The sequence below is a fragment of the Enterobacter sp. DSM 30060 genome (assembly GCF_013375955.1).
Classification (GTDB): Bacteria; Pseudomonadota; Gammaproteobacteria; order Enterobacterales; family Enterobacteriaceae; genus Enterobacter; species Enterobacter intestinihominis.
Map to the genome: position 1 here is coordinate 1,177,260 of NZ_CP056118.1, position 22,179 is coordinate 1,199,438.

At 55.6% G+C, this 22,179-nt stretch carries 18 protein-coding genes; 4 read left to right on the top strand and 14 right to left on the bottom strand.

Going from position 1 to position 22,179, the window contains the following annotated elements:
- Positions 1–20 precede the first annotated feature (20 nt).
- Positions 21–959 carry a malate dehydrogenase gene (gene mdh, locus HWQ15_RS05575; RefSeq protein WP_023298737.1) on the bottom strand — a complete coding sequence of 313 codons (939 nt, stop codon included), beginning with the start codon at positions 957–959 and terminating at the stop codon, positions 21–23.
- A gap of 397 nt (positions 960–1,356) precedes the next feature.
- Between mdh and argR the strand changes: the two genes are divergently transcribed.
- Positions 1,357–1,827, top strand: a complete 471-nt coding sequence (gene argR / locus HWQ15_RS05580; protein ID WP_003860428.1) for a transcriptional regulator ArgR — start codon at positions 1,357–1,359, stop codon at positions 1,825–1,827.
- A gap of 378 nt (positions 1,828–2,205) precedes the next feature.
- Positions 2,206–2,469 (top strand): peroxide/acid stress response protein YhcN, encoded by a 264-nt coding sequence (gene yhcN / locus HWQ15_RS05585; RefSeq protein ID WP_006812160.1) that lies wholly within the window; start codon positions 2,206–2,208, stop codon positions 2,467–2,469.
- Positions 2,470–2,528: 59 nt separating this feature from the next.
- Here yhcN and HWQ15_RS05590 read toward each other — a convergent pair whose 3' ends face one another.
- The 5 genes from HWQ15_RS05590 to aaeX form a co-directional block, all read right to left on the bottom strand.
- Positions 2,529–2,801 (bottom strand): barstar family protein, encoded by a 273-nt coding sequence (locus HWQ15_RS05590; protein WP_022649557.1) that lies wholly within the window; start codon positions 2,799–2,801, stop codon positions 2,529–2,531.
- A gap of 45 nt (positions 2,802–2,846) precedes the next feature.
- Positions 2,847–4,301: an NAD-dependent succinate-semialdehyde dehydrogenase gene (locus tag HWQ15_RS05595; protein ID WP_017382714.1), complete on the bottom strand. Its 1,455-nt coding sequence runs from the start codon at positions 4,299–4,301 to the stop codon at positions 2,847–2,849.
- Positions 4,302–4,387: 86 nt separating this feature from the next.
- Positions 4,388–6,355: a p-hydroxybenzoic acid efflux pump subunit AaeB gene (aaeB, locus tag HWQ15_RS05600; protein ID WP_063149053.1), complete on the bottom strand. Its 1,968-nt coding sequence runs from the start codon at positions 6,353–6,355 to the stop codon at positions 4,388–4,390.
- Positions 6,356–6,360: 5 nt separating this feature from the next.
- Positions 6,361–7,293 carry a p-hydroxybenzoic acid efflux pump subunit AaeA gene (gene aaeA / locus HWQ15_RS05605; protein WP_023298740.1) on the bottom strand — a complete coding sequence of 311 codons (933 nt, stop codon included), beginning with the start codon at positions 7,291–7,293 and terminating at the stop codon, positions 6,361–6,363.
- A 7-nt stretch (positions 7,294–7,300) separates the two neighbouring features.
- Positions 7,301–7,504: a p-hydroxybenzoic acid efflux pump operon protein AaeX gene (gene aaeX, locus HWQ15_RS05610; RefSeq protein ID WP_003860416.1), complete on the bottom strand. Its 204-nt coding sequence runs from the start codon at positions 7,502–7,504 to the stop codon at positions 7,301–7,303.
- Positions 7,505–7,682: 178 nt separating this feature from the next.
- Here aaeX and aaeR point away from each other — a divergent pair, with 178 nt between their 5' ends.
- On the top strand, positions 7,683–8,609 hold the full coding sequence (gene aaeR, locus HWQ15_RS05615; RefSeq protein ID WP_022649561.1) for an HTH-type transcriptional activator AaeR: 927 nt from the start codon (positions 7,683–7,685) through the stop codon (positions 8,607–8,609).
- A gap of 113 nt (positions 8,610–8,722) precedes the next feature.
- Here aaeR and tldD read toward each other — a convergent pair whose 3' ends face one another.
- The 8 genes from tldD to csrD form a co-directional block, all read right to left on the bottom strand.
- Positions 8,723–10,168 (bottom strand): metalloprotease TldD, encoded by a 1,446-nt coding sequence (gene tldD, locus HWQ15_RS05620; RefSeq protein WP_022649562.1) that lies wholly within the window; start codon positions 10,166–10,168, stop codon positions 8,723–8,725.
- 83 nt (positions 10,169–10,251) lie between these two features.
- Positions 10,252–14,058, bottom strand: a complete 3,807-nt coding sequence (yhdP, locus tag HWQ15_RS05625; RefSeq protein ID WP_048966787.1) for an AsmA2 domain-containing protein YhdP — start codon at positions 14,056–14,058, stop codon at positions 10,252–10,254.
- A 42-nt stretch (positions 14,059–14,100) separates the two neighbouring features.
- Complete coding sequence (gene rng / locus HWQ15_RS05630; protein ID WP_003860405.1) at positions 14,101–15,570, bottom strand: ribonuclease G; 1,470 nt, start codon at positions 15,568–15,570, stop codon at positions 14,101–14,103.
- On the bottom strand, positions 15,560–16,153 hold the full coding sequence (locus tag HWQ15_RS05635) for a nucleoside triphosphate pyrophosphatase (RefSeq protein ID WP_063149052.1): 594 nt from the start codon (positions 16,151–16,153) through the stop codon (positions 15,560–15,562). Before HWQ15_RS05635 ends, rng begins: the two co-directional genes overlap by 11 nt.
- A gap of 9 nt (positions 16,154–16,162) precedes the next feature.
- On the bottom strand, positions 16,163–16,651 hold the full coding sequence (gene mreD / locus HWQ15_RS05640; protein WP_003860402.1) for a rod shape-determining protein MreD: 489 nt from the start codon (positions 16,649–16,651) through the stop codon (positions 16,163–16,165).
- Positions 16,651–17,667: a rod shape-determining protein MreC gene (mreC, locus tag HWQ15_RS05645; RefSeq protein WP_003860400.1), complete on the bottom strand. Its 1,017-nt coding sequence runs from the start codon at positions 17,665–17,667 to the stop codon at positions 16,651–16,653. Before mreC ends, mreD begins: the two co-directional genes overlap by 1 nt.
- A 62-nt stretch (positions 17,668–17,729) precedes the next feature.
- Positions 17,730–18,773, bottom strand: coding sequence for a rod shape-determining protein MreB (mreB, locus tag HWQ15_RS05650; protein ID WP_000913396.1), 1,044 nt, complete (start codon positions 18,771–18,773; stop codon positions 17,730–17,732).
- Positions 18,774–19,055: 282 nt separating this feature from the next.
- Complete coding sequence (csrD, locus tag HWQ15_RS05655) at positions 19,056–20,996, bottom strand: RNase E specificity factor CsrD (RefSeq protein WP_022649564.1); 1,941 nt, start codon at positions 20,994–20,996, stop codon at positions 19,056–19,058.
- A 183-nt stretch (positions 20,997–21,179) separates the two neighbouring features.
- On the opposite strand from csrD, the gene HWQ15_RS05660 reads away from it, so the two are divergent.
- Complete coding sequence (locus HWQ15_RS05660; RefSeq protein ID WP_023298743.1) at positions 21,180–22,154, top strand: MDR family oxidoreductase; 975 nt, start codon at positions 21,180–21,182, stop codon at positions 22,152–22,154.
- Positions 22,155–22,179 lie beyond the last annotated feature (25 nt).

The following is a 22,179-nucleotide window of genomic DNA, read 5'->3' on the forward strand; positions in this document are numbered from 1 at the left end:
TTTTTTTTACCGGGACAAGATCACTTGTTAACGAACTCTTCGCCCAGCGTGATGTCTTTCTTCAGCGTATCCAGCATGCCTTCCATCGCGTTTTGCTCAAACGCGCTCAGCGTGCCGATAGACTTACGCTCTTCAACGCCGTTTTTACCCAGCAGCAGCGGCTGAGAGAAGAAGCGCGCGTGTTCACCGTCGCCTTCTACGTAAGCGCATTCAACCACGTTTTTCTCGCCCTGCAGCGCGCGAACCAGAGACAGGCCGAAACGCGCCGCCGCCTGGCCCATAGACAGGGTTGCAGAACCGCCACCCGCCTTCGCTTCCACCACTTCGGTGCCTGCATTCTGAATACGTTTGGTCAGGTCAGCCACTTCCTGCTCGGTGAAGCTCACGCCCGGGATCTGCGACAGCAGAGGCAGGATGGTCACGCCAGAGTGTCCGCCGATAACCGGCACTTCCACTTCCGTTGGCTGCTTGCCTTTCAGCTCAGCCACGAAGGTATTGGAACGGATGATATCCAGCGTAGTTACGCCGAACAGTTTGTTCTTGTCGTAAACGCCCGCTTTCTTCAGCACTTCTGCTGCGATGGCAACGGTGGTGTTCACCGGGTTGGTGATGATACCGATGCACGCTTTCGGGCAGGTTTCAGCGATCTGCTGAACCAGGTTTTTCACGATGCCCGCGTTGACGTTGAACAGGTCTGAACGATCCATACCCGGTTTACGTGCAACACCCGCGGAGATCAGCACCACATCGGCACCCTGCAACGCAGGACGCGCATCTTCACCGGAGAAGCCTTTGATTTTCACAGCTGTCGGGATGTGGCTCAGGTCAACCGCCACACCTGGGGTTACCGGAGCAATATCGTACAGGGAGAGTTCTGAGCCTGAAGGCAGTTGGGTTTTCAGTAGTAGGGCAAGCGCCTGGCCGATACCACCAGCAGCGCCGAGGACTGCGACTTTCATCCTAAACTCCTTATTATGGTTAACTTAAGTATCTGTAACTCCGTTGCGGCGACCATAATTCAGCACGTCATTAATTACAATTTTCATCGCTAAAGAATTTGAGGTCGCACGTCTTTGACCTTCACCCGAATACTATCAGGCTGTGGGCAACAACGAATTAAGAGGGGGTTACAATACACCCTGCCACGCCACCAAAACAACATCATTTTGATAACATTTAATTTACTTTTAAGCTTATTTGCGCGGCGTGACCCAGGCATGTTTTCTGATAACGAAATCTGATAAAATCTCTCCCTTTCATAACATTATTTCAGCCTGGTGCCAGGTAGATAATTTGCATAAAAATTCATCCACATGCATAATAATGTTGTTTCTATCGTCATATTCCGGGTGACTTATGCGAAGCTCGTCTAAGCAAGAAGAATTAGTGAAAGCGTTTAAAGCGCTACTCAAAGAAGAGAAATTCAGTTCTCAGGGAGAAATTGTTCAGGCGTTGCAGGAGCAAGGCTTCGACAACATCAACCAGTCGAAGGTCTCCCGCATGTTAACCAAGTTTGGTGCAGTGCGTACGCGCAACGCCAAAATGGAGATGGTTTATTGCCTGCCTGCTGAACTTGGCGTGCCAACGACCTCCAGCCCGCTGAAAAACCTGGTTCTGGACATTGACTATAACGATGCCGTGGTCGTGATCCACACCAGCCCGGGTGCAGCCCAGCTGATTGCCCGCCTGCTGGACTCGCTGGGTAAAGCAGAGGGGATCCTCGGGACCATCGCCGGCGATGACACCATTTTTACGACCCCGGCAAATGGTTTCTCGGTGAAAGACCTCTACGAAGCGATTCTGGTCCTGTTCGAACAGGAGCTGTAATCTTCTGCCCCGTAGCGCCTGGCTGCGGGGATCATTCTGCGGCCGCCTCGTTTTACCCTGCTTTTCTCTGCCTGCTGCTTTTGCAAATAGTGCTTTTTACCGCCTGTTAACATTCATTCAGTGAATGAGCTGCCGTAAAATCGCACTAAAAATCAAAGCCACCTATCCAATTGATTTACATAATAAAAAATCATAACACCTGCAGAGTAACGCCCTTTTTTATTCATTCCCGTTATAAAAAATGATGTTTTTAACACGTAATAACAGGCGAAACCATTAGTCTGGTATTAATTTTTTGCGTGATTAGTGTATACTTGATTTTGTGATGAGGGTCACAGAACAAAGACCCCAGTAAAATAATTGACGAGGTAAATAATCATGAAAATTAAAACCACTGTAGCTGCCCTGAGCGTACTGTCAGTCCTGTCATTCGGTGCGTTTGCAGCCGACACTATTAACGCCGAACAGGCACAATCCCGTCAGGCTATCGGGACCGTTTCTGTTGGTGCCATCGGTACTTCTCCGATGGACATGCACGAAATGCTGAACAAAAAAGCGGAAGAACAGGGTGCGTCATCTTATCGCATCATCGAAGCGCGCAGTGGCGACCACTGGCACGCTACCGCAGAACTGTACAAATAAACCCTCGTCGTATCTCATCATACGACTTGCCCCTGACCTCCCGGTCAGGGGCTTTTTTATCACTGGCGCACGTTGAAACGCAGTTGCCCTTCCAGCTCCTCCTCCGCTTCATCAAACAATAAAATCAATGCGCCAAAGCGTCTGCGCAGTTTTTCAGGCAGATGGGTAAATTCGATCTCCAGCGGTAACGGCAGCCTGTCGCCGGTAACCACATCCCACAGCATATCAAGATTGTTTACGCTGCCCCGCTCCAGGTCGAACGCCCGGATAAACTCGCGGTAGAAGTCTTCCTGACTATCAATTTCGTCAAAATCAAAGGTATAAATTTTCATTGCCAGCCACCCGGTACAGGCGGGCGGCAGATGCCGCCCTGTCTATTATAAGCCCCCGATATGCAGGGTTTTAACTTCCAGAAACTCCTCCAGCCCCAGCACAGACCCCTCGCGTCCCAGCCCGGACTCTTTTACGCCCCCAAACGGACCCAGCTCGGTCGAGACCGCACATTCATTAATTCCGATCATGCCGCTCTCAATGGCCTGTGAGACGCGGAACACGCGCGAGAGATTCTGGGTATAAAAGTAGGCCGCCAGCCCGTAAGGCGTATTGTTAGCGCGCATAACCACTTCGTCTTCCGACGTGAAGCGGAAGCAGGCGGCAACGGGACCAAAGGTCTCTTCTTCTGCCAGCTTCATGCCTTCATGGCAGTCACCGAGTACGGTTGGCATCCAGAAGTTGCCGCCAAGTTCGTGCGGTTTACCCCCAGCCAGCACCGTGGCCCCCTTCGCTACCGCATCTTCGACGTGCTCACGGACTTTCTCGACAGCCGAAGGCTCAATCAGCGGGCCGACAACGACGCCCTCGTCCAGACCGTTACCCACCTTCAGCGCCTTCACCGCATCGGCAAGCTGATTGACAAACTTGTCATAGACCGTCTCCTGAATATAGAAACGGTTTACGCTGACGCAGACCTGCCCGGCGTTACGGAATTTATTGGCGATGGCGCCTTTGACGGCGGCCTCAATATCCGCGTCCTCGAAAACGATATACGGCGCATTGCCGCCCAGCTCCATCGATACCTTTTTCATGGTCTCAGCGGAATTGCGAACCAGCGTTTTCCCGACGGCGGTTGACCCCGTAAACGAGATTTTGCGCACGTCATGGCTGGCCATAATGGCGTCACTAATTTCTGAGGTGCTCCCCGCGACCGCATTCAGCACACCATCCGGCACACCGGCCTGCTTCGCCAGCGTCAGCAGCGCAAAGGCGCTCAGCGGCGTGTTGTTTGCAGGCTTGATGACGCCGGTACATCCTGCTGCCAGCGCCGGGCCGAGCTTACGGGTGAGCATAGCCATCGGGAAATTCCATGGCGTGATAGCAGCAACCACCCCAACAGGTTCACGAGTGGCCAGAATACGGGAGCCGGGTTTAACCGGAGGAATGATTTCACCGTTAGCGCGCTTGGCCTGCTCCGCAAACCACTGAATAAAGCTGGCAGCGTAGTCCACCTCGCCCTCAGCCTCTTTCAGCGGCTTGCCCTGCTCGGTGGTCATCAGCCGCCCGAGCCAGCTTTTGTTCTCGATAATCAGTTCATACCAGCGATAGAGGATCGTGGAACGCTCTTTTGCCGTTTTTGCGCGCCATGCGGGAAAGGCTTTCGTCGCGGCCGCAATGGCCTCTTCGGTTTCGGCTTTCCCTGCTTTCGCCACTTTCGCAACCACCTCGCCCGTGGCCGGGTTTAGCACATCAAACGTGGTGTCGAGTGTTTTCCAGATACCGTTAACCAGATACCCGGTCTGAAAAAGAATACTGTCCTGAAGAGCCTGGGTTGTCATGTGTCCTCCCTTCCTGAATGTTTGAACCTGCAAGAATAAGTATAGCCACAAAAAAACCGACGCTTTTGGCGTCGGTTTTCTCTTCGTTAGCTGTCTGTCAGCGCATTCTGGTAGCGGTGCAGCATAAACACCAGCCGCTCTACCGGCTCGGTAACCTGCGGCGGGGCTTCCCAGACTCGCAGTTTCTCCTGGTAGATATCCAGCTCCTCCAGCAGTTGCTTAAAGTAGCGGCGACGTTTGTCATCACTGGATGCCGATATCACATGGTCCGCCGTTCGCCGTAGCTGGCGGTGGAAAGCGGACAAATCGTCGTTGATCGGCACTGGCGCGTTCCGCAGACGCTGGTGCGCGATAATCATGGTTAACGCCAGACGGAAGCGAGCGACATCGCCCGGGAATTTATTCAACAGCAGGAACAGTTGCTGGTAAAGGGCCGGAAGGTGGTTCTGCTTGCGCCGCGCGGTGTTGGTGGTCAAGGACGATACGGCGGCCGACACAAACTGATTGAGCAGCACGCGCCCTGTCCGCGCCTGAGAGTTATCCCGCACCAGCAGGATCACCATCATCGCCAGGAAACAGCCCACCAGCTGGCCTAATGCGCTATCCAGGAACTGGCTGAAATGGAAGGTCATCGGGTTATCCAGCACGAGGATGTTAATCGTACTCGCCAGCGCACCTAACGATCCCAGACGGCGTTTTTGTACCTCAATCCCGATAAAGAACGCCATCACCGCCAGGCTGATACAGAGCAAAAGCATGCTTTGCTGCGTTGAGGGGATGATTACCAGGAAGTAGAGCGCGCCAATGGGTAACGCCGCAATGGTGCCGTACAGAAAATCAATAGCGACCATGCGCGGGTTGGGCAGACGCATCGCCAGCGCGGTAACGACGGCAATCATCACCATCGCGCCGCTGCCGGACGTCCAGCCGGTCCACAGCCAGAACAGCGTGCCGAGTATACAGGCCAGGGTGGTACGCCAGAAGTTAACCATCGCATGATGACGCTCGGCGGATTCCGGTTTGATCACCACTTCGCCCTGTAACACCTCTTCTTCCGCCGCACTGATTTTGGTGTTGCTAATCACGCCGCGTTTCAGAAGCAGGTAGCGCGTTGCGGCGCCAACCCAGGTATAAATGGTGACTGGCGTATCCCGTTCGCCCGTCCAGGCAATCACACGACGCATGCGTTTAAGCTGTCGATGCACGTCCTGCACCGTCTCCACAGGCTCATCAAACAGTTCGCGGAAGGTATCCGTTACCACTTCGGGGCGAGTGTTCTGAATCAGGTAGGTTTCACACGCCTGGGTGATCAGCGTTAACGAGACGGTATTGATCGCTTTCAGACGACGATTGGCACGCTCCCAGCGGGAAGACTCCATATTGAGATTACTGCGCATCCCTTCCAGCGCCTGCGTGCGGCGCACCAGCGCGCTCCAGGCCTTGTCGACCTCTTCGCTGTCGCCGTGCTTAATGCACAGCTGCATGAGCTGGTACTGGGCAACAATCAGCGCGTCCAGCTCACGATCGACTTCCTGCTTGATGGATCGCGGAGAGAAGAGCAGATCGGCGACAATCGCGCAGACGATACCAATGACAATCTCGCTGCAACGTTCCACGGCGAACTGCGGAGCAAGCAGCGGTTCACTCTGAATGGTGATGATAATAATCAGCGCGGTATATCCCGCCAGGCCCCAGGCATACGAGTTCTCCACCTTCACCAGCGAAGAGACCCAGGTGCAAAAACCCGCCCAGATACAGCATACAATCAGCATCAGCAGCGGCGTGCGGATCATCAGGATGATAATGGTCAGGGCGGCGAAACAGCCGATAAAGGTGCCGATAATACGCAGCATCCCGCGATAGCGAATTGCCCCGGAGTAAGGCTCGCCACCCGCCGCGAAGGCAGGACCGGCGGCGACGATCGCGGCGGTCAGAACAGCCCAGCGCGGCGTTTCAAGCTGGAAATGGAAGCCAACAAACAGCGCCAGCACAATGGCGCATGCCAGCTTCACGGCGAAGCGGATGTGCTGGCTGGCGATGGAAAAAATGCCCATAGCGATCAACCAAACTCGCGCAGGCGATGGGCGATTTGACGGAAGATAGAATCCTGGCTGGCATCACGGTCTTTTTCACCGGTGATCACTACCGTCGCCGTGGTGCCTGCGGGCCAGAGGTTGCTCTGCTGCTCATCCAGACGAATGCGTACCGGTACGCGCTGCGCCAGACGAACCCACTCGAGGTTAGAATCGACGGTCGCCATCCCTTTTGAATCATTGGTACTGCTGGCGTTGGTCACCCCCGCGGCCACGCTGTCCACGGTTCCTTTCAGGACCCGGTTGCTGCCGAGCGGCGTGATTTCGGCGCGATAGCCCGGACGCACGCCTTCCAGCTTGGTCTCTTCCATATAGGCGAGGACGTAGAAAGAGTTCTGTTTCACCAGCGCCACGGCCGTAGAGCCGCGCGTGATAAACTCACCCGCATAGACGTTGAGGTTGGTTACCCAGCCATCGGACGGGGCGCGGATAACGGTACGTTCCAGATCGAGCTTCGCCAGATCGCGCGTCGCCTGCGCTTTTGCCAGCTGATGCAGCACGGTTTGCAGCACGTTATTGGACTGATCAATCTCTTCCCGGGACATGGCCTGGATGCCCAGCTTGTTACGACGTCCTGCTTCACGGCGTTTTTCAGCGGCCAGCGCGTTGTAATACGCTACGTCGGCTTCCGCTTCTTCCAGCGCTTTTTGATAGCGCGGCTGGTCGATAGTGAACAGTACCTGATCTTTTTTCACCAGCTGGTTATCGTGGACATTGACCGCCGTAATGAGACCGGCGACATCGGGCGCTATCGCGACCACCTCCGCGCTGAAACGCGCATCGCGCGTCCACGGGGATTCGGTGTAATAAACCCAGGCGCGAAAAATAGCGATGAACGCCAGGATGACCAGCGCCATAGTGATGGCAGTGCGGGAGATTTTTCTTGTTAGCGTTTTCACATCAACCTCAGACAAACATGCGCGATATTAAATAGAACAGGCAGCAATACAGCGCGGTATTAAACAATGCAGGATGCCAGACGAAATCATAAATCCCGGTAGGGACCAGCACCTTGCGCACCAGCCAGAAGATCGCCAGTGATAAAAGAAGCTCGAAAAATATCGGTGGGAACGACAGACCGAACACCACGATAACGGGAAACAGACTCATGTTGACCTTGATTAAAGAGATGCAGGTTACTGGATTATTAAGCTCACGCCGCCGCAGGAGAGCATGAATTGCCGGGCGAGAGTGGCGCAGCCGTTATGTAATTAATAATATATTAACGTAACTGTTATGCTGTTATCTATCATATGTGATCTAAATCACTTTTAAGCCAGAGTGAATAATGGAACGTCTAAAACGCATGTCCGTCTTTGCGAAAGTGGTTGAGCAAGGCTCTTTTACCGCCGCAGCACGTCAGCTACAAATGAGCGTCTCATCCATTAGCCAGACAGTGTCAAAACTGGAAGATGAGCTCCAGGTGAAGCTGCTCAACCGCAGCACCCGCAGCATTGGGCTGACGGAAGCGGGTAAAATTTACTATCAGGGCTGCCGTCGAATGCTGCATGAAGTGCAGGATGTTCACGAGCAGCTCTACGCCTTTAACAACACGCCTATCGGCACGCTGCGTATCGGGTGTTCTTCAACTATGGCACAAAATGTTCTCGCTGCCATGACGGCGGAAATGCTGAAAGAGTATCCCGGTTTAACCGTTAATCTGGTAACGGGTATTCCAGCACCGGATCTGATTGCCGATGGGTTAGACGTGGTGATCCGCGTTGGCGCATTGCAGGACTCGAGCCTGTTCTCGCGTCGACTGGGCAGCATGCCGATGGTGGTCTGCGCTTCGAAAAGCTATCTGGCACAGTATGGCGTACCGGAAAAACCTGCCGACCTGAGCAACCACTCGTGGCTGGAATACAGCGTTCGCCCAGATAACGAATTTGAATTGATCGCGCCAGAAGGGCTTTCCACCAAACTGCTGCCTGAAGGCCGTTTCGTGACCAACGATCCGATGACCATCTCACGCTGGCTGGTGGCCGGGGCCGGGATCGCCTACGTGCCGCTGATGTGGGTGATCAACGAGATCAACAGCGGCGAACTGGAGATCCTCTTCCCGCGCTACCAGTCGGATCCGCGCCCGGTGTACGCGCTCTATACCGAAAAGGACAAGCTGCCGCTGAAGGTGCAGGTCTGTATTAACTATCTGACGGACTATTTTGTGGAAGTGGCAGAGCTGTTTCAGGGGATGCGGGGAAGAAGGAAAGAGTAGGCCTCCCCCCTCACCCCGGCCCTCTCCCCAAAGGGGCGAGGGAGAAAAGACGGCACGGAGCAGTCCCCTCTCCCCGTTGGGGAGAGGGTTAGGGTGAGGGGAAAATGAAAAAATTACGCCGTGCCGCCCACCGTCAGGTTATCGACCTTCAGGGTTGGCTGGCCCACACCTACCGGCAGGCTCTGACCTTCTTTGCCGCAGACGCCCACGCCGTTATCCAGCTTCAGATCGTTACCGACCATGGAGATCTGCTGCATTGCTTCAATCCCGGATCCGATCAGCGTCGCCCCTTTTACCGCTTTGGTCACTTTGCCCTTCTCAATCAGATACGCCTCTGAGGTAGAGAAGACAAATTTACCGGAGGTGATATCCACCTGGCCGCCGCCAAAGTTCGGCGCGAAGATCCCGTAATCAACGGATTCGATAATCTCCTGCGGCGTGGATTTACCCGGCAGCATGTAGGTGTTGGTCATGCGCGGCATCGGCAGGTGTGCGTAGGATTCGCGACGACCGTTACCCGTTGGCGCAACGCCCATCAGACGCGCGTTAAGCTTGTCCTGCATGTAACCTTTCAGTACGCCATTTTCGATCAGCACGTTGTACTGGCCCGGCGTGCCTTCATCGTCGATAGAAATCGAGCCGCGACGGTCGAGCATGGTGCCATCATCCACCACGGTACACAGCTCGGAGGAGACAAGCTGCCCCATCTGACCGCTGAATACGGACGTCCCGCGACGGTTGAAATCCCCCTCCAGGCCGTGACCGACCGCTTCGTGCAGCAGCACGCCAGGCCAGCCTGCGCCCAGAACCACCGGCAGCGTACCGGCAGGTGCCGCCACGGCAGACAGGTTGACCAGCGCCATGCGCACGGCTTCTTTTGCCCACGCATCCGCGCGCGCTTCGCCGTCAACGTCGCCGAGGAACCAGTCGTAGCCAAAACGACCGCCGCCACCGCTTGAGCCGCGCTCGCGCTTGCCGTCGTCTTCCACCTGCACGCTGATAGAGAGGCGCACAAGCGGACGCACGTCGGCGGCCAGCGTACCGTCCGTCGCCGCCACCAGAATCAGCTCATAGACCCCGCTCAGACTGGCAGAGACTTCCTGCACGCGTTTGTCCGCCGCGCGAGCCACTTTGTCCACACGACGCAGGATGTCCAGCTTCTCTTCGCGGCTCATGCTTTGCAGTGGATCTATGCTGGTATAAAGCGCAGCGTGCTGCACTTCACCCAGGGTTTTCACGCGACCGTCGCCGGTATCGCGCACAATGGTTCGCGCCGCCTGCGCGCTCTGCTCCAGCGCGGCCAGGCTTATCTGGTCTGCATAAGCAAAACCGGTTTTTTCGCCGCTGACGGCGCGCACGCCGACGCCCTGGTCAATGTTATAAGAACCATCTTTAATGATGCTGTCTTCTAAAACCCAGGATTCGTGATAGCTCGACTGGAAATAGAGATCGCCGTAGTCGAGGCGGCGTTCGGTCAGTTGACCAAGAATGGAGAACAGGTCCTGATGGCTCAGGCCGTTCGCTGCGAGCAAATGTTCACTTACCAGGTTCAGACTCATCGTATTGCTACTCGTTCGTTGCCGCCAGTGGCGGTATAAAATCAATATTATTGAGAGTGAGGCAATTACCTGCCCACGTCAAATCATTGCTGTGCTTCTTTGCGCGGCTGGCGCAGCACTTCATTAATCTGCGGTTTATCGATTGGGCCGGTAATGCGGTAGCGCAGAATCGAGACTTTGCTCCAGAGCGGCCCCAGCACTTTGCTGGCGGCAAATACCGCCGCGCCGATTATCGGATTGACCACAAAAGCGGTAGCAACACCCACTGTAGCGGAGATTTCCGGGGCAACAACCGCTTCCATATCCAGCTCCCGGCGCACGAGGTTCACTGATCCTTTCATGGCGATGTCCGCTTCCAGGCCGTCCAGCAGCGTATCATCGGTATGCATCACGCCGTCCTTGATCCAGGCCGTTCCGCGAATGGAGTCATAATAGAAACCGTCGTTGAAGGTATCGCTGAAATCGAAGCGCAGCTTGCGCAGCAGCGCGTCAAAGCTCAGCAGGCGCAGTATTTGCCCTGCATGACCGGTGCTAACATCGGCAATTTGTCCCTTACCAAAACGGGTTCTGAGGATACCGTTCAGCGAGGCAACGTCCGGCTGCCACGGTGCCGCGCGCCAGTGCAGATCGTAATTCACATCGAAGGACGATCCGCGAAGCGGCGTGCTGATCCCAAAGAAGTTAGCCGCGGAGTCCAGCTTGTTGCCTTTAATATCGCCCTTCAGCGAGGTGCGCTGTTCACCCGGTTTGTTCACCCACTCGCCAGCGGCGGTCATGCGGCCAAAGCCGGTATCCACCAGCCCACCAGAGAGGCTCAGCGTATTGCCCTGAATAGCAAAATCACCGTCGATACGGCCATATTTCTGTCCCCACAGCCAGCACTCCGCGCAGCGCAGCTGGAGATCGGGCCAGTTGCTGAAATCCACGCGCGACGTTCCACTGCTGCTGAAAGGAGACGTACTTGTCGACTGTGTTTTAGACGCCGTAAAGGTCGGGTTGTAATAGAGATAACGGATAGCCGCCTGCCATGGCGCGTTATCGCGCATCGTCAACGAACCGTTAATTTCACGCCCCTGCGCCTCGACCTTTGAGCCGTTCACCGTCGGCCGGGAGACAATACTCAGGTTGTTCCACTGCTGCCCACCCAGCGTCAGCGCAGGCGTGCGCAAGGTAATGGACTGCGGGAACTGCGCCGTTTGATCGACGTTTTGCCCGACACCTTTCTGAAACAGTGCCAGCCACTCTGCGCCATCCATCGGCGGGAGATTCAGTTCAATGCCCGCCTGCTCCGGCAGCGGCGGCGTGGTACGGCTGTCCGTCGTCCAGATCGCCCTGTCCAGCGTCAGCTTGCGGTTAAGCAGCCAGCGGCTGTTGAAGTGGTTTGTTCCGCCAGCGTTTCCGGTTAAATCAAAGCTGTTGAGGTTGCCCGCAACCTTTACGTTGACGGGCAGTGCTTCACCGCTTTTCTTGTTCAGCGGTGCGGGAAGCTGGCTACTGAGGTTTTTTAGATCGCCCGTAATGTCGACGTTATAGCGCGCACCAGCATGATAAGGCAGGTCGATGGCGACCTTGCCATTCCATGACACCGCGCCGTCCACCGCATTCTCAATCGGCTTCGGCAGAACATCCATGCGTGACGGCTGCCAGTTCGCGTCCATATTGACCGCCACCTGGTAGGCTTTATCGCCCTCGGTGGTGGAGAAATCGATATTGACGGGTTGATTGAACCAGGTCGCTTTCAGCGGCTTACTTTTCAGATTGCCGTTAACAAAGCTGAACTGACCGCTAAGGTTTTTCAGCGTGCTGTCCAGCGGCTTGATATAGAGGCTGTTATTGTTCAGACGAACGTCGCCTTTGGCGGTGGTCATTTCACCGTCGAGCGGGATATCCAGATGTAAGCGAGCATTCACATCACCATCTAACTGCAACTGCTGGAGAGTGGCCGCCAGGGAGTCATCCAGCGGCGTATCTTCAAAATATGGGCCAACCGCTTTACCCGGCCCATTAATATCCGCATCAATCAGTAGTTTCTCTTTGGAGTAATCCGGGATGTTTGCCGTCAGGTTGCTTGCCGTTACGCCGCCCAGCGCAACGCTGTCCGTCTTCATCCACAAGCCGTCATTCAGGAAGTTGAGTTCGATATTCAGATTCTTCAGCGCGGGCCAGTCCGGCTGGAAGGCATAGGTGGCGTTGCGTAGCGGCACCAGAACCTGGAACTGGCCTTCGTTATGCTTATACGGGAACAGGTGCGGATTGCCGCCGTAGACCAGCGTGGCGTTGTCCGCCTGACCGCCCTGAATGGCGCCGCTGAGATAGTCTACCAGCGCTTTCCCCATCAGGTTTTCCGGGAAGTAGCGCCACGCCTGCGAACCGTCATCCGTGCTGATGCCTGCCAGAATGCCCAGCCACGGCTCATCGCCTTCAGGCTGTAGATAACGGAAATTACCGCGGGCATGTACCGCTTTGGCTTTTACATCAATATCGCGACCATCGAGCTGAAAACCTTTGTCATTCTTCAGCCAGTTGAGGGTGGCGTTTCCCTTTTCGATCTCCAGTGGCGCACGGAAGACCGTTTCGTACGGCATTTTTGCTTCCTGCATTTCTGCCGTCAGCCTGCCGTTTTCCACGCTTCCTTCCAGTTTACCGCTGAAGTGCTCGGCACCCGGCAGCAGCTTCCACTGTTTCCATGCGAGATTTTTCCATGCCGCCTGAAAACGCGTCTTTTCCGTGGCCTGGAGCGGAATATCCAGCGCCAGCCGGTTTATCTGCCCGCTCGGCTGCGTCGCCAGCCAGATTTCGCCCAGCTCCGGGGAGAGTTTTGCGGCCATTGAACGCAGCCCTTCGATCGCCGTCAGATCCAGGTTACTGGCGCGGATACGCAGCTCATCGCTGCGTTTACCGTTTATCCCGCCGACGTCCTGCTCCGGCATCCACGCCAGCGTCAGTGCGCCGCGCGGCCAGGGTTTGTTATCCATGGAGATGCGCGTATCCGGAATAGCGAACTGCCAGCCGCCTTTATCCTGCGTCACGTGTGCGGTGAGGTTATCGACGGAAAGCTGATGCTGATGGTTTTCCCCCTTCCAGCTCGCGCCCCCCTGCTTAAGCCAGATATCGCCGCTGGCGAACGCCCCGTTCGTCAGGGTCATCCAGCCTTCCAGGCTGAAGCGCGCGGTTTCCAGCTGCATGTTCTGCTGTAGCCACTCACCCAGCCACGGCTTCACGTCCACATCGTCCGCCTGTAGCCACACCCTGCCGTTGTTCAGCAGGCCATTGTCGTCGCGCAGATCCATCCGCACCTGCATAACGCCGTGCTGCCCGTTCAGGCTGGAGAGATTCACCTGCCCCTCGGCGCGGTGGCGATCTTTCCCGTTTAGCCAGGTCAGCTGTGGGATCGCCAGCTCAGCGCGCTGTCCGGAAAGGGTTATAAAGCTCACTTCGCTGTCGCGGAGATCGAAATGATCGAACTGACGCAGGAAGAGATCGCTGATACGGCTGGTTTCCAGCCCACGATCGCTGTCGCCGCTTTGCAGCGGCGTGTTGGTCATCAGCTGAAGTTGCCAGAAGGTGAGATCGCGAAACTGCCAGCGCAGATGCAGCAGGCTTTGCCAGACATCCAGCGCCAGGGTGACGCGTTTGATTTTAAGATGGCCGCCATCTTTCAGGCTGGCGCTGATATCCCGCGCATCAAGCGTCGGGCCAAAGTTCTGCCAGCTTGCCTCGATATGGCTCACGTCCACCGGCAGACCGGTGGCAGATTCGATTTTTGCCAGGATCTGCGGCCGCCAGCTGTCCAGATGCGGCAAGGCGAGACGCAGCCCGCTCACGAGCAACGCGACAATCACGACCAGCGTTGCCCCTGTAAGCAGTAAAATCCCCGGCAATCGCCTCACGCGTCTCTCCTTGTCAGCCTTAAATCTCGCAGCGAACTGCGTTTACATCATGACGACGTCAAACTGCTCCTGGTTATAGAGCGGCTCAATTTGCACTTTTACCTGTTTGCCGACAAAGATTTCCACTTCCGCCAGCGCGTGCGACTCTTCCCCTTTCAAGGCCTCTGCCACCGCAGGGGAAGCATAGACCAGAAAACGGTCTGAGTCGTAGGCATGATGGACACGGACAATCTCACGCATGATCTCGTAGCAGACCGTCTCCACCGTCTTTACCGTTCCGCGTCCATGGCAGGTTGGACACTCATTACACAGGACATGTTCCACGCTTTCGCGGGTCCGTTTCCGGGTCATTTCCACCAGACCGAGCTGCGAGAAGCCATTGATGCTGGTTTTCACGCGATCTTTACTCAGCGCCTGCTCCAGGGAGTGCAGCACGCGACGGCGGTGGTCTTCATTATTCATATCGATAAAGTCGATGATGATAATACCGCCCAGATTACGCAGGCGAAGCTGGCGTGCGATGGCCTGCGTCGCTTCTATATTGGTATTAAAGATGGTGTCATCGAGGTTGCGATGGCCGACAAACGCGCCGGTGTTGATGTCGACGGTGGTCATCGCTTCGGTCTGATCAATAATCAGATAGCCACCCGATTTCAGCTCAACCTTACGCTCCAGCGCACGCTGGATTTCGTTTTCAACGTCATAGAGATCAAATATCGGCTGGCGTCCGGTGTAATGCTCCAGCAGCCCCGGCATTTCCGGGATGTACTCGGCGGTGAACTCCAGTAAGGCTTCGTACGTCAGACGGGAGTCCACGCGGATTCGGTCGAGCTGCGCATCGGCGAAATCACGTAATACGCGCTGAGCGAGCGCCAGCTCACCGTACAGCCGGTAGCGGGTCTGGTTGCGTTTTTTACGCTCCATCACTTTGGTCCAGACGCGCTTCAGATAGGCCGCATCCGAGGCCAGGTCTTCTTCGCTGATCCCTTCCGCTGCGGTACGGATAATAAACCCACCCTGCTCGTCGCAGTAGGCGCTGACCACCTTTTTCAGGCGTTCACGCTCGCTTTCGCTCTCAATACGCTGTGACACGCCGACGTGCGACGCCCCCGGCATAAAGACCAGATAACGTGAAGGAAGGGTGATGTCGGTGGTCAGACGCGCGCCTTTGGTGCCCAGCGGATCTTTTACCACCTGCACCATCAGATCCTGGCCCTGACGCACCAGCTCAGAGATGTCGCGCACGGCAAACTGTTTTTGCTCTTCGCCTGCCACGCATTCGGTATGCGGCATGATGTCGGAGGCGTGCAAAAACGCCGCTTTATCGAGCCCAATATCTACAAAAGCCGCCTGCATACCCGGCAGTACACGACTGACACGACCTTTGTAGATATTGCCTACGATTCCGCGCCGCGCTTCACGCTCAATATGAATTTCCTGAAGAATGCCACCATCAATGTAGGCCACACGGGTTTCCGATGGCGTTACGTTTACCAACAATTCAGCCGTCATAATTATCCCTTCCCTCACGCAGTGAGTTAAAATTGCTCAGCAACTCATACGTTTCCACCAGCGGTAAGCCGACTACGGCGTGATAGCTGCCATTTATCTTCCTGACAAAACAGCCACCCAACCCTTGAATACCGTATGCACCTGCTTTATCCATAGGTTCACCGCTGGCGATATAGCCGGCGATCTCCTCGTCGGTGAGGACTCTGAACGTCACTTCCGTTACCACAAGGCAATCCAGAACGTACTGGCTGTCTGCCAGCGCTACCGCCGTCATCACCTGATGGGTTTGTCCGGACATGTTACGCAGCATCCGCGCAGCATGGTCTGCGTCGCGGGGTTTCTCAAGCACCTCACCATTGAGAATGACGATGGTATCGGCCCCCAGCACCGGTAAGTCACGCGGCACGCATGCAACGCCCGTCTGCGCTTTTTCACGCGCCAGACGGGAGACATACTGCTGAGCGCTTTCGCCCTCAGCACGTTTTTCTTCGATACCGGTAACGATGCGTTCGAAGGATACACCCAACTGCGCGAGCAGTTCCTGGCGACGCGGAGAACCGGAGGCAAGATACAAAGACGTCATAGAAACCTTTTATTGCACGGCAAACTGCTGGCGAATTTTACGCATCAGCAGGAACAGCCACGGCCAGAGCACACCGTTTACTACACTACTCCAGAACACTTCCGGTCGGAAAGAGACGTTGATCACTAAAAACTCTGCCCAGAAAACAACGATATCCGCAGCGAGCGACAACAACATCACCACCAGCGCCTGTTGCCAGAGCGCAAGGTTACGAAAGAGCTGGAATTTGAGTGCAACGAGATACGCAATAATGCTCATGGATAAGGCGCGGACGCCAAGCGTAGAGCCACTGATAAGATCCAGTATGGCACCCATCACAAAACCTGTGCCGACATTTACGCGGTGCGGCAGGGCAAGGATCCAGTAGAGCAAAATGAGTAATACCCAGTTTGGCCGGAAAACAAGAATGTCGTCCGGCCAGGGCATAATTTGCAGCAACAATGCAACGAGGAATGAGAGCCAGATTACCCAGCGCCCCTGGCTACGATAACTGGCCACTACTGCCCTCCACCCGAGACTTGCGGCGGTGGCGGCGCATCCGGTAGCGGCTGCGTTAACCCCGTCGCCGGAGCCGGTACGGGCGCAGGTGGCCCCATTGCATCCGGCGCAGGCAGCACCTGCGGCATCATCTGCATCAGGCGCTCATTGGCCACGCGATGCACATCTTCCGGCGTCATCGGGTTAGCGCCGTTGCGATCGGCGCCCCATAGCAGCAGCAGGTAGCGTAAACGCTGCAAGCCAGCCGTTGGACGCGCCTGGATCACGGTGTAGGCACGTTGAGTGTCGAGCTTCACGGAAGAGACAACCGCAACCGGGTAGCCTTCAGGGAAACGACCGCCCAGACCAGACGTCACCAGCACGTCACCCACGCGGATATCCGTGTTGGCGGGCAGGTGTTCCAGTTGCAGATCGTCCGTACAACCATTACCGGCGGCAATTACGCGAATATCGTTACGCAGCACCTGAATCGGCAGTGCATGGGTGGCATCGCAAATCAGCAGCACACGGCTGGTCAGTTTGGCAACCGCCACGACCTGGCCCACAACGCCTTTATCGCTGATGACAGGCTGACCTTCGTATACGCCGTTCACGCTGCCTTTATCAATCACCACCTGATCGCTGTATGGATCGTTTACGGTGGAGATCACCTGGGTGACCATTTTCTGTTCATCCTGGCGCAGCGGCGAGCCAAGCAGTTCCCGCAGACGCGCGTTTTCCTGCTTATATTGCCCCAGCATCAGTAGCTCGCTGTTTTTCAGCAGCAGTTCCTGGCGTAATGCACGGTTTTCGAGTTCGAGCTGGTCACGCGATGAAAGCGTTTGCGACACGGAGTCGAGCAGTTCACGGGGACCATTTGAAATAAAGTAGAAAGGACTGACGGCGGTATCCATGTACGTTCGGATCTGGCTGAACGTACCGAGGCGGCTATCGGCAATAATGACCCCGAGCGCCACCAGAACCGCCAGGATCAGGCGAAACTGTAGCGACGGGCCACGGCTAAAAATTGGCTTCATAGGCTATGCGTATTCTCGCGTCAGAGAGAAAGGGTAGCCATTTGCTACCCTCTCACACCCGACTACTCTTCGCTAAACAAGTCGCCGCCGTGCATGTCGATCATTTCCAGCGCCTTGCCACCACCACGGGCGACGCAAGTCAGTGGATCTTCTGCAACTACGACAGGAATACCTGTCTCTTCCATTAACAGGCGGTCGAGGTTACGCAGCAGCGCACCACCACCGGTCAGAACCATACCGCGCTCGGAGATATCGGAGGCCAGCTCTGGCGGGCACTGTTCCAGCGCTACCATCACCGCGCTCACGATGCCGGTCAGCGGCTCCTGCAACGCTTCCAGGATTTCGTTGGAGTTCAGGGTGAATCCGCGTGGCACGCCTTCTGCCAGGTTACGACCGCGAACTTCGATCTCGCGAACTTCATCACCCGGATAGGCAGAACCGATTTCATGCTTGATGCGCTCTGCGGTCGCTTCACCGATCAGAGAGCCGTAGTTACGGCGAACGTAATTGATGATGGCTTCGTCGAAACGGTCGCCGCCGATACGCACGGAAGAGGAGTACACCACGCCGTTCAGGGAGATAACGGCCACTTCAGTGGTACCGCCACCGATATCCACCACCATAGAACCGGTTGCTTCAGAAACCGGCAGACCCGCACCAATTGCCGCAGCCATCGGTTCTTCAATCAGGAACACTTCACGCGCACCGGCACCCTGAGCGGATTCACGGATTGCACGGCGTTCAACCTGGGTTGCGCCAACCGGCACACACACCAGTACGCGCGGGCTTGGGCGCATGAAGCTGTTGCTGTGAACCTGCTTGATGAAGTGCTGAAGCATTTTTTCGGTCACGAAGAAGTCAGCAATAACGCCATCTTTCATTGGGCGGATCGCGGCAATGTTGCCCGGCGTACGGCCCAGCATCTGCTTCGCATCATGGCCTACTGCGGCCACGCTTTTTGGCGAGCCAGCACGATCCTGACGAATGGCCACAACGGAAGGCTCATTCAATACGATGCCTTGTCCTTTTACATAGATAAGGGTATTCGCGGTACCCAGGTCAATGGACAGGTCATTGGAAAACATGCCACGAAATTTTTTCAACATACTAAGGGATAATCCTGAAAGCTGGGGCGGAAAACAAAATCCGCTTACTTTACCAACCACACGCAGCAGCGACAAGGCGCAAAAATCGTCTGCTACGGTGAAAATTAGTGCAGCACGTTTCCTTTGTTACAAATTCATCCCCTGAATCCCTCAGGGCTGAGTAAACAGCAGCGTCCCTCACTTTCACTTGTAACCTATAAAAGGTCGTTCACTGGCTTTTATGCTCGTCTTACTCAAAGCTACAGGCGCGATATTCTACGTGAAAACAAAGTAAACGGCAGGTCAAACAGAGTATCTTTGCAAATATTTTTTCACATTGGTGTCAAGCGGCTGAGAGGCGGCAAAAAAATCCCCCTGACCGCCCGTCACGCCGCGCTCTGTCAACATCTGCCATTCACTGCGTGAACGTACGCCTGCGGCAAATACTTGCGTTTGCGTTCCTTTGCACGCCTCCACCAGGCTTTGTACCAGCAGCTGGTTTTCCGTGCGCTTTTCGATATTCCTTACCAGACCCGGATGCAGCTTCAATAATTCGACATCCAGCTCTTTGATCCAGCTGGTGCTGACCAGGGTAAGACCCGCCTGTGTTACCGCCACGCGAGCCCCAAGCGCATTGATTAAACGCACAACCGAGCGCAACCGGCTGATGTGTTGACCTACATCTGCCTCTGCAAGTTCAAAAATAATGCGTTTGCGTTGCGATTTTTCGCATTGCATTAACGTGTCACGTAACCAACGCTGAAAACGCGGACGGATCAGCGATTCGACGGTCACCTGTAAAGCCAGATTTTCTTCAGGCCAGTACGATAAAAACGGAATGAGGCGGGTGATTTGCTGGCGGTCATACTCTTCGGACAATCCGAATTGCAGCACCATCGGCAAATACTCTGCGGAGATAACCTCCTCGGTCCCATCAAAAATACGGCACATCAGCTCACGATGATGGACATGACCATTTTTTATGACCGCCGGTTTTTGATAGATGCGCGGTCCACCCCGGCTCAGCATCTGTTCAATCAGGGTTCGCCAGCGTACGTTGCCGCGCCCTTTTTCCGGTAGCGTATCATCATAGACCGCCCAGCCGTTCGCCCCCTGCAATACGGCGTTGCGCGTGGCCGCTTCTGCATGTTCCATCACCTGCTCCGTCGACTGACCGCCGCGCCAGGCACAGATGCCCATATGCACCATATCGTCGCGGTCGAGCATTTTGCTCTGGGGTAGCGCATCGACGGCTTTCAACAGCTGGCTGGCGATACTCTCGGACTCCTTTAAGGTGCGATGCGGCAGCAAGACAGCAAAGTCGCTGCGGTGGTAGCGTGCCAGTAACGCGCCGGGGTAGCGCATAATAAAGGTGGACAGCAGGTTAATCAGCGTGAAGAGGTTCTCTTCCGCCACGCGCTGGCCCCAGGTATCACGGAGCAGATCGAAGTCGGGCAGGCGAATCATCATTACCACGCCATGCGTCCCCACCTTTTCGGGATCATCAAGAAGCGTAGCCAGCTGATTATCAAAGAAGAGACGGTTGTTAAGGCCCGTTTTGTTATCCTGCGCGGCGTAGGAGCGAATCAACGTGTCCATACGGCTACGCTGATCGCTGGCAAACTGGATTTCGGAGAGCAGCACGTCCAGGGCGCTACTGGTACGTGATGGCCATTCATAAACCGATCCCCGTACCTGCGGACCCCGCTCGCCATTCAGTATTCGCACCGAGCGTGTTTCCAGCAGTTCCTGGCCGGAAAGTTGACGACGCTGCCAGCGAACGGCGAGGAAAATCAGCAGGACGATCAAGGCAACGGCGATGGTTAAGGGCGCGGTGGTCATGAGCGAGCGTAAATAGTTGCTCATCGGATCCTGGTACATCAGATGGATTGTCATACCCGGATGTTTAAGTGAGCGTACCGTTATGTCCCGATACTGATCTACCGTGCCGGCAGGACGGTAGCTGCCCTGACGGGTATGGCTGAAAACGGTCTGCTTCCCCTGTTTAATGTCGATCTGCACGATATCCACAGGCACCATTAACTCATCCAGTTCACGCGAAAGTGCCGGGAAGGAGGTTGTAATCAGGCGAGTGTCGATAACCGATGCAACCGATTCTACCCGGTTAACCAGCTTATCCTGGATGGCATTATAAAAGCTCAGCGAGCAGCCGATTAGCGTGACAAATATGGTCAGTCCCGTCAGCAAGGTGATAAAAGCTGAGAACTTCGTCGTTAATCGCATCCTTGAGATTACTCCGTGGGTTGAAGGGGTCGCAAGTGAGCGCTAACTTGCATTTCAAATGCGGCATACTACCAAACCTGGTGTATCTGGCAATTTATTGCGTTAAATCGGCACTGCGTTTCATTGAGCGAGTATAGTCTTCAGTACATATTTTCCCATCATCAATCCTAGTGAGGACCCTGTATGCAGGCTTTGATCTTAGAACAGCAGGACGGCAAAACCGTTGCCTCGGTGCAAGCCATTGACGAGAGCCGCCTGCCGGAGGGCGACGTGACCGTAGATATCGACTGGTCAAGCCTGAACTATAAAGATGCACTGGCCATTACGGGAAAAGGTAAAATCATCCGAAATTTCCCAATGGTGCCAGGCATCGACTTGGCTGGCCGCGTGCATACCAGTGAAGATCCGCGTTTTCACGCTGGACAGCAGGTGCTGCTCACCGGCTGGGGCGTAGGTGAAAACCACTGGGGAGGACTGGCAGCGCAGGCGCGCGTAAAAGGTGACTGGCTGGTCCCGATGCCGAAAGGCCTGGACGGCCGTAAGGCGATGATCGTCGGCACGGCAGGTTTCACCGCCATGCTCTGCGTGATGGCGCTGGAAGAGGCCGGGATCCGTCCTGACTCTGGCGAAATTGTCGTGACCGGCGCCAGCGGTGGCGTGGGCAGCACGGCCGTCACGCTGCTGCACAAGCTGGGGTACCAGGTCGCCGCCGTCTCTGGCCGCGAAAGTACGCATGATTATCTACGTCAGTTGGGCGCAAGCCGTATTCTGAGCCGCGACGAATTCGCCGAGACCCGTCCGCTGGAAAAACAGGTCTGGGCTGGCGCTGTAGATACCGTCGGCGACAAAGTGCTGGCGAAGGTACTGGCGCAAATGAATTACGGTGGCTGCGTGGCGGCCTGTGGTCTGGCGGGTGGTTTTGCCCTGCCGACGACGGTGATGCCATTTATTCTGCGTAACGTGCGTCTTCAGGGTGTCGATTCGGTCATGACCCCAGCCGAGCGGCGGGCTGAGGCCTGGGAACGTCTGGCGCGGGATCTGCCAGCCTCATTCTATGAGCAGAGCGCCACTGAGATCACCCTGAGCCAGGCGCCAGAGTACGCCAATAAAATCATGGACAACCAGTTCCACGGTCGTGCGCTGGTTAAAATCGCCTAATCTTCAAATTTTCGTGACATATTCG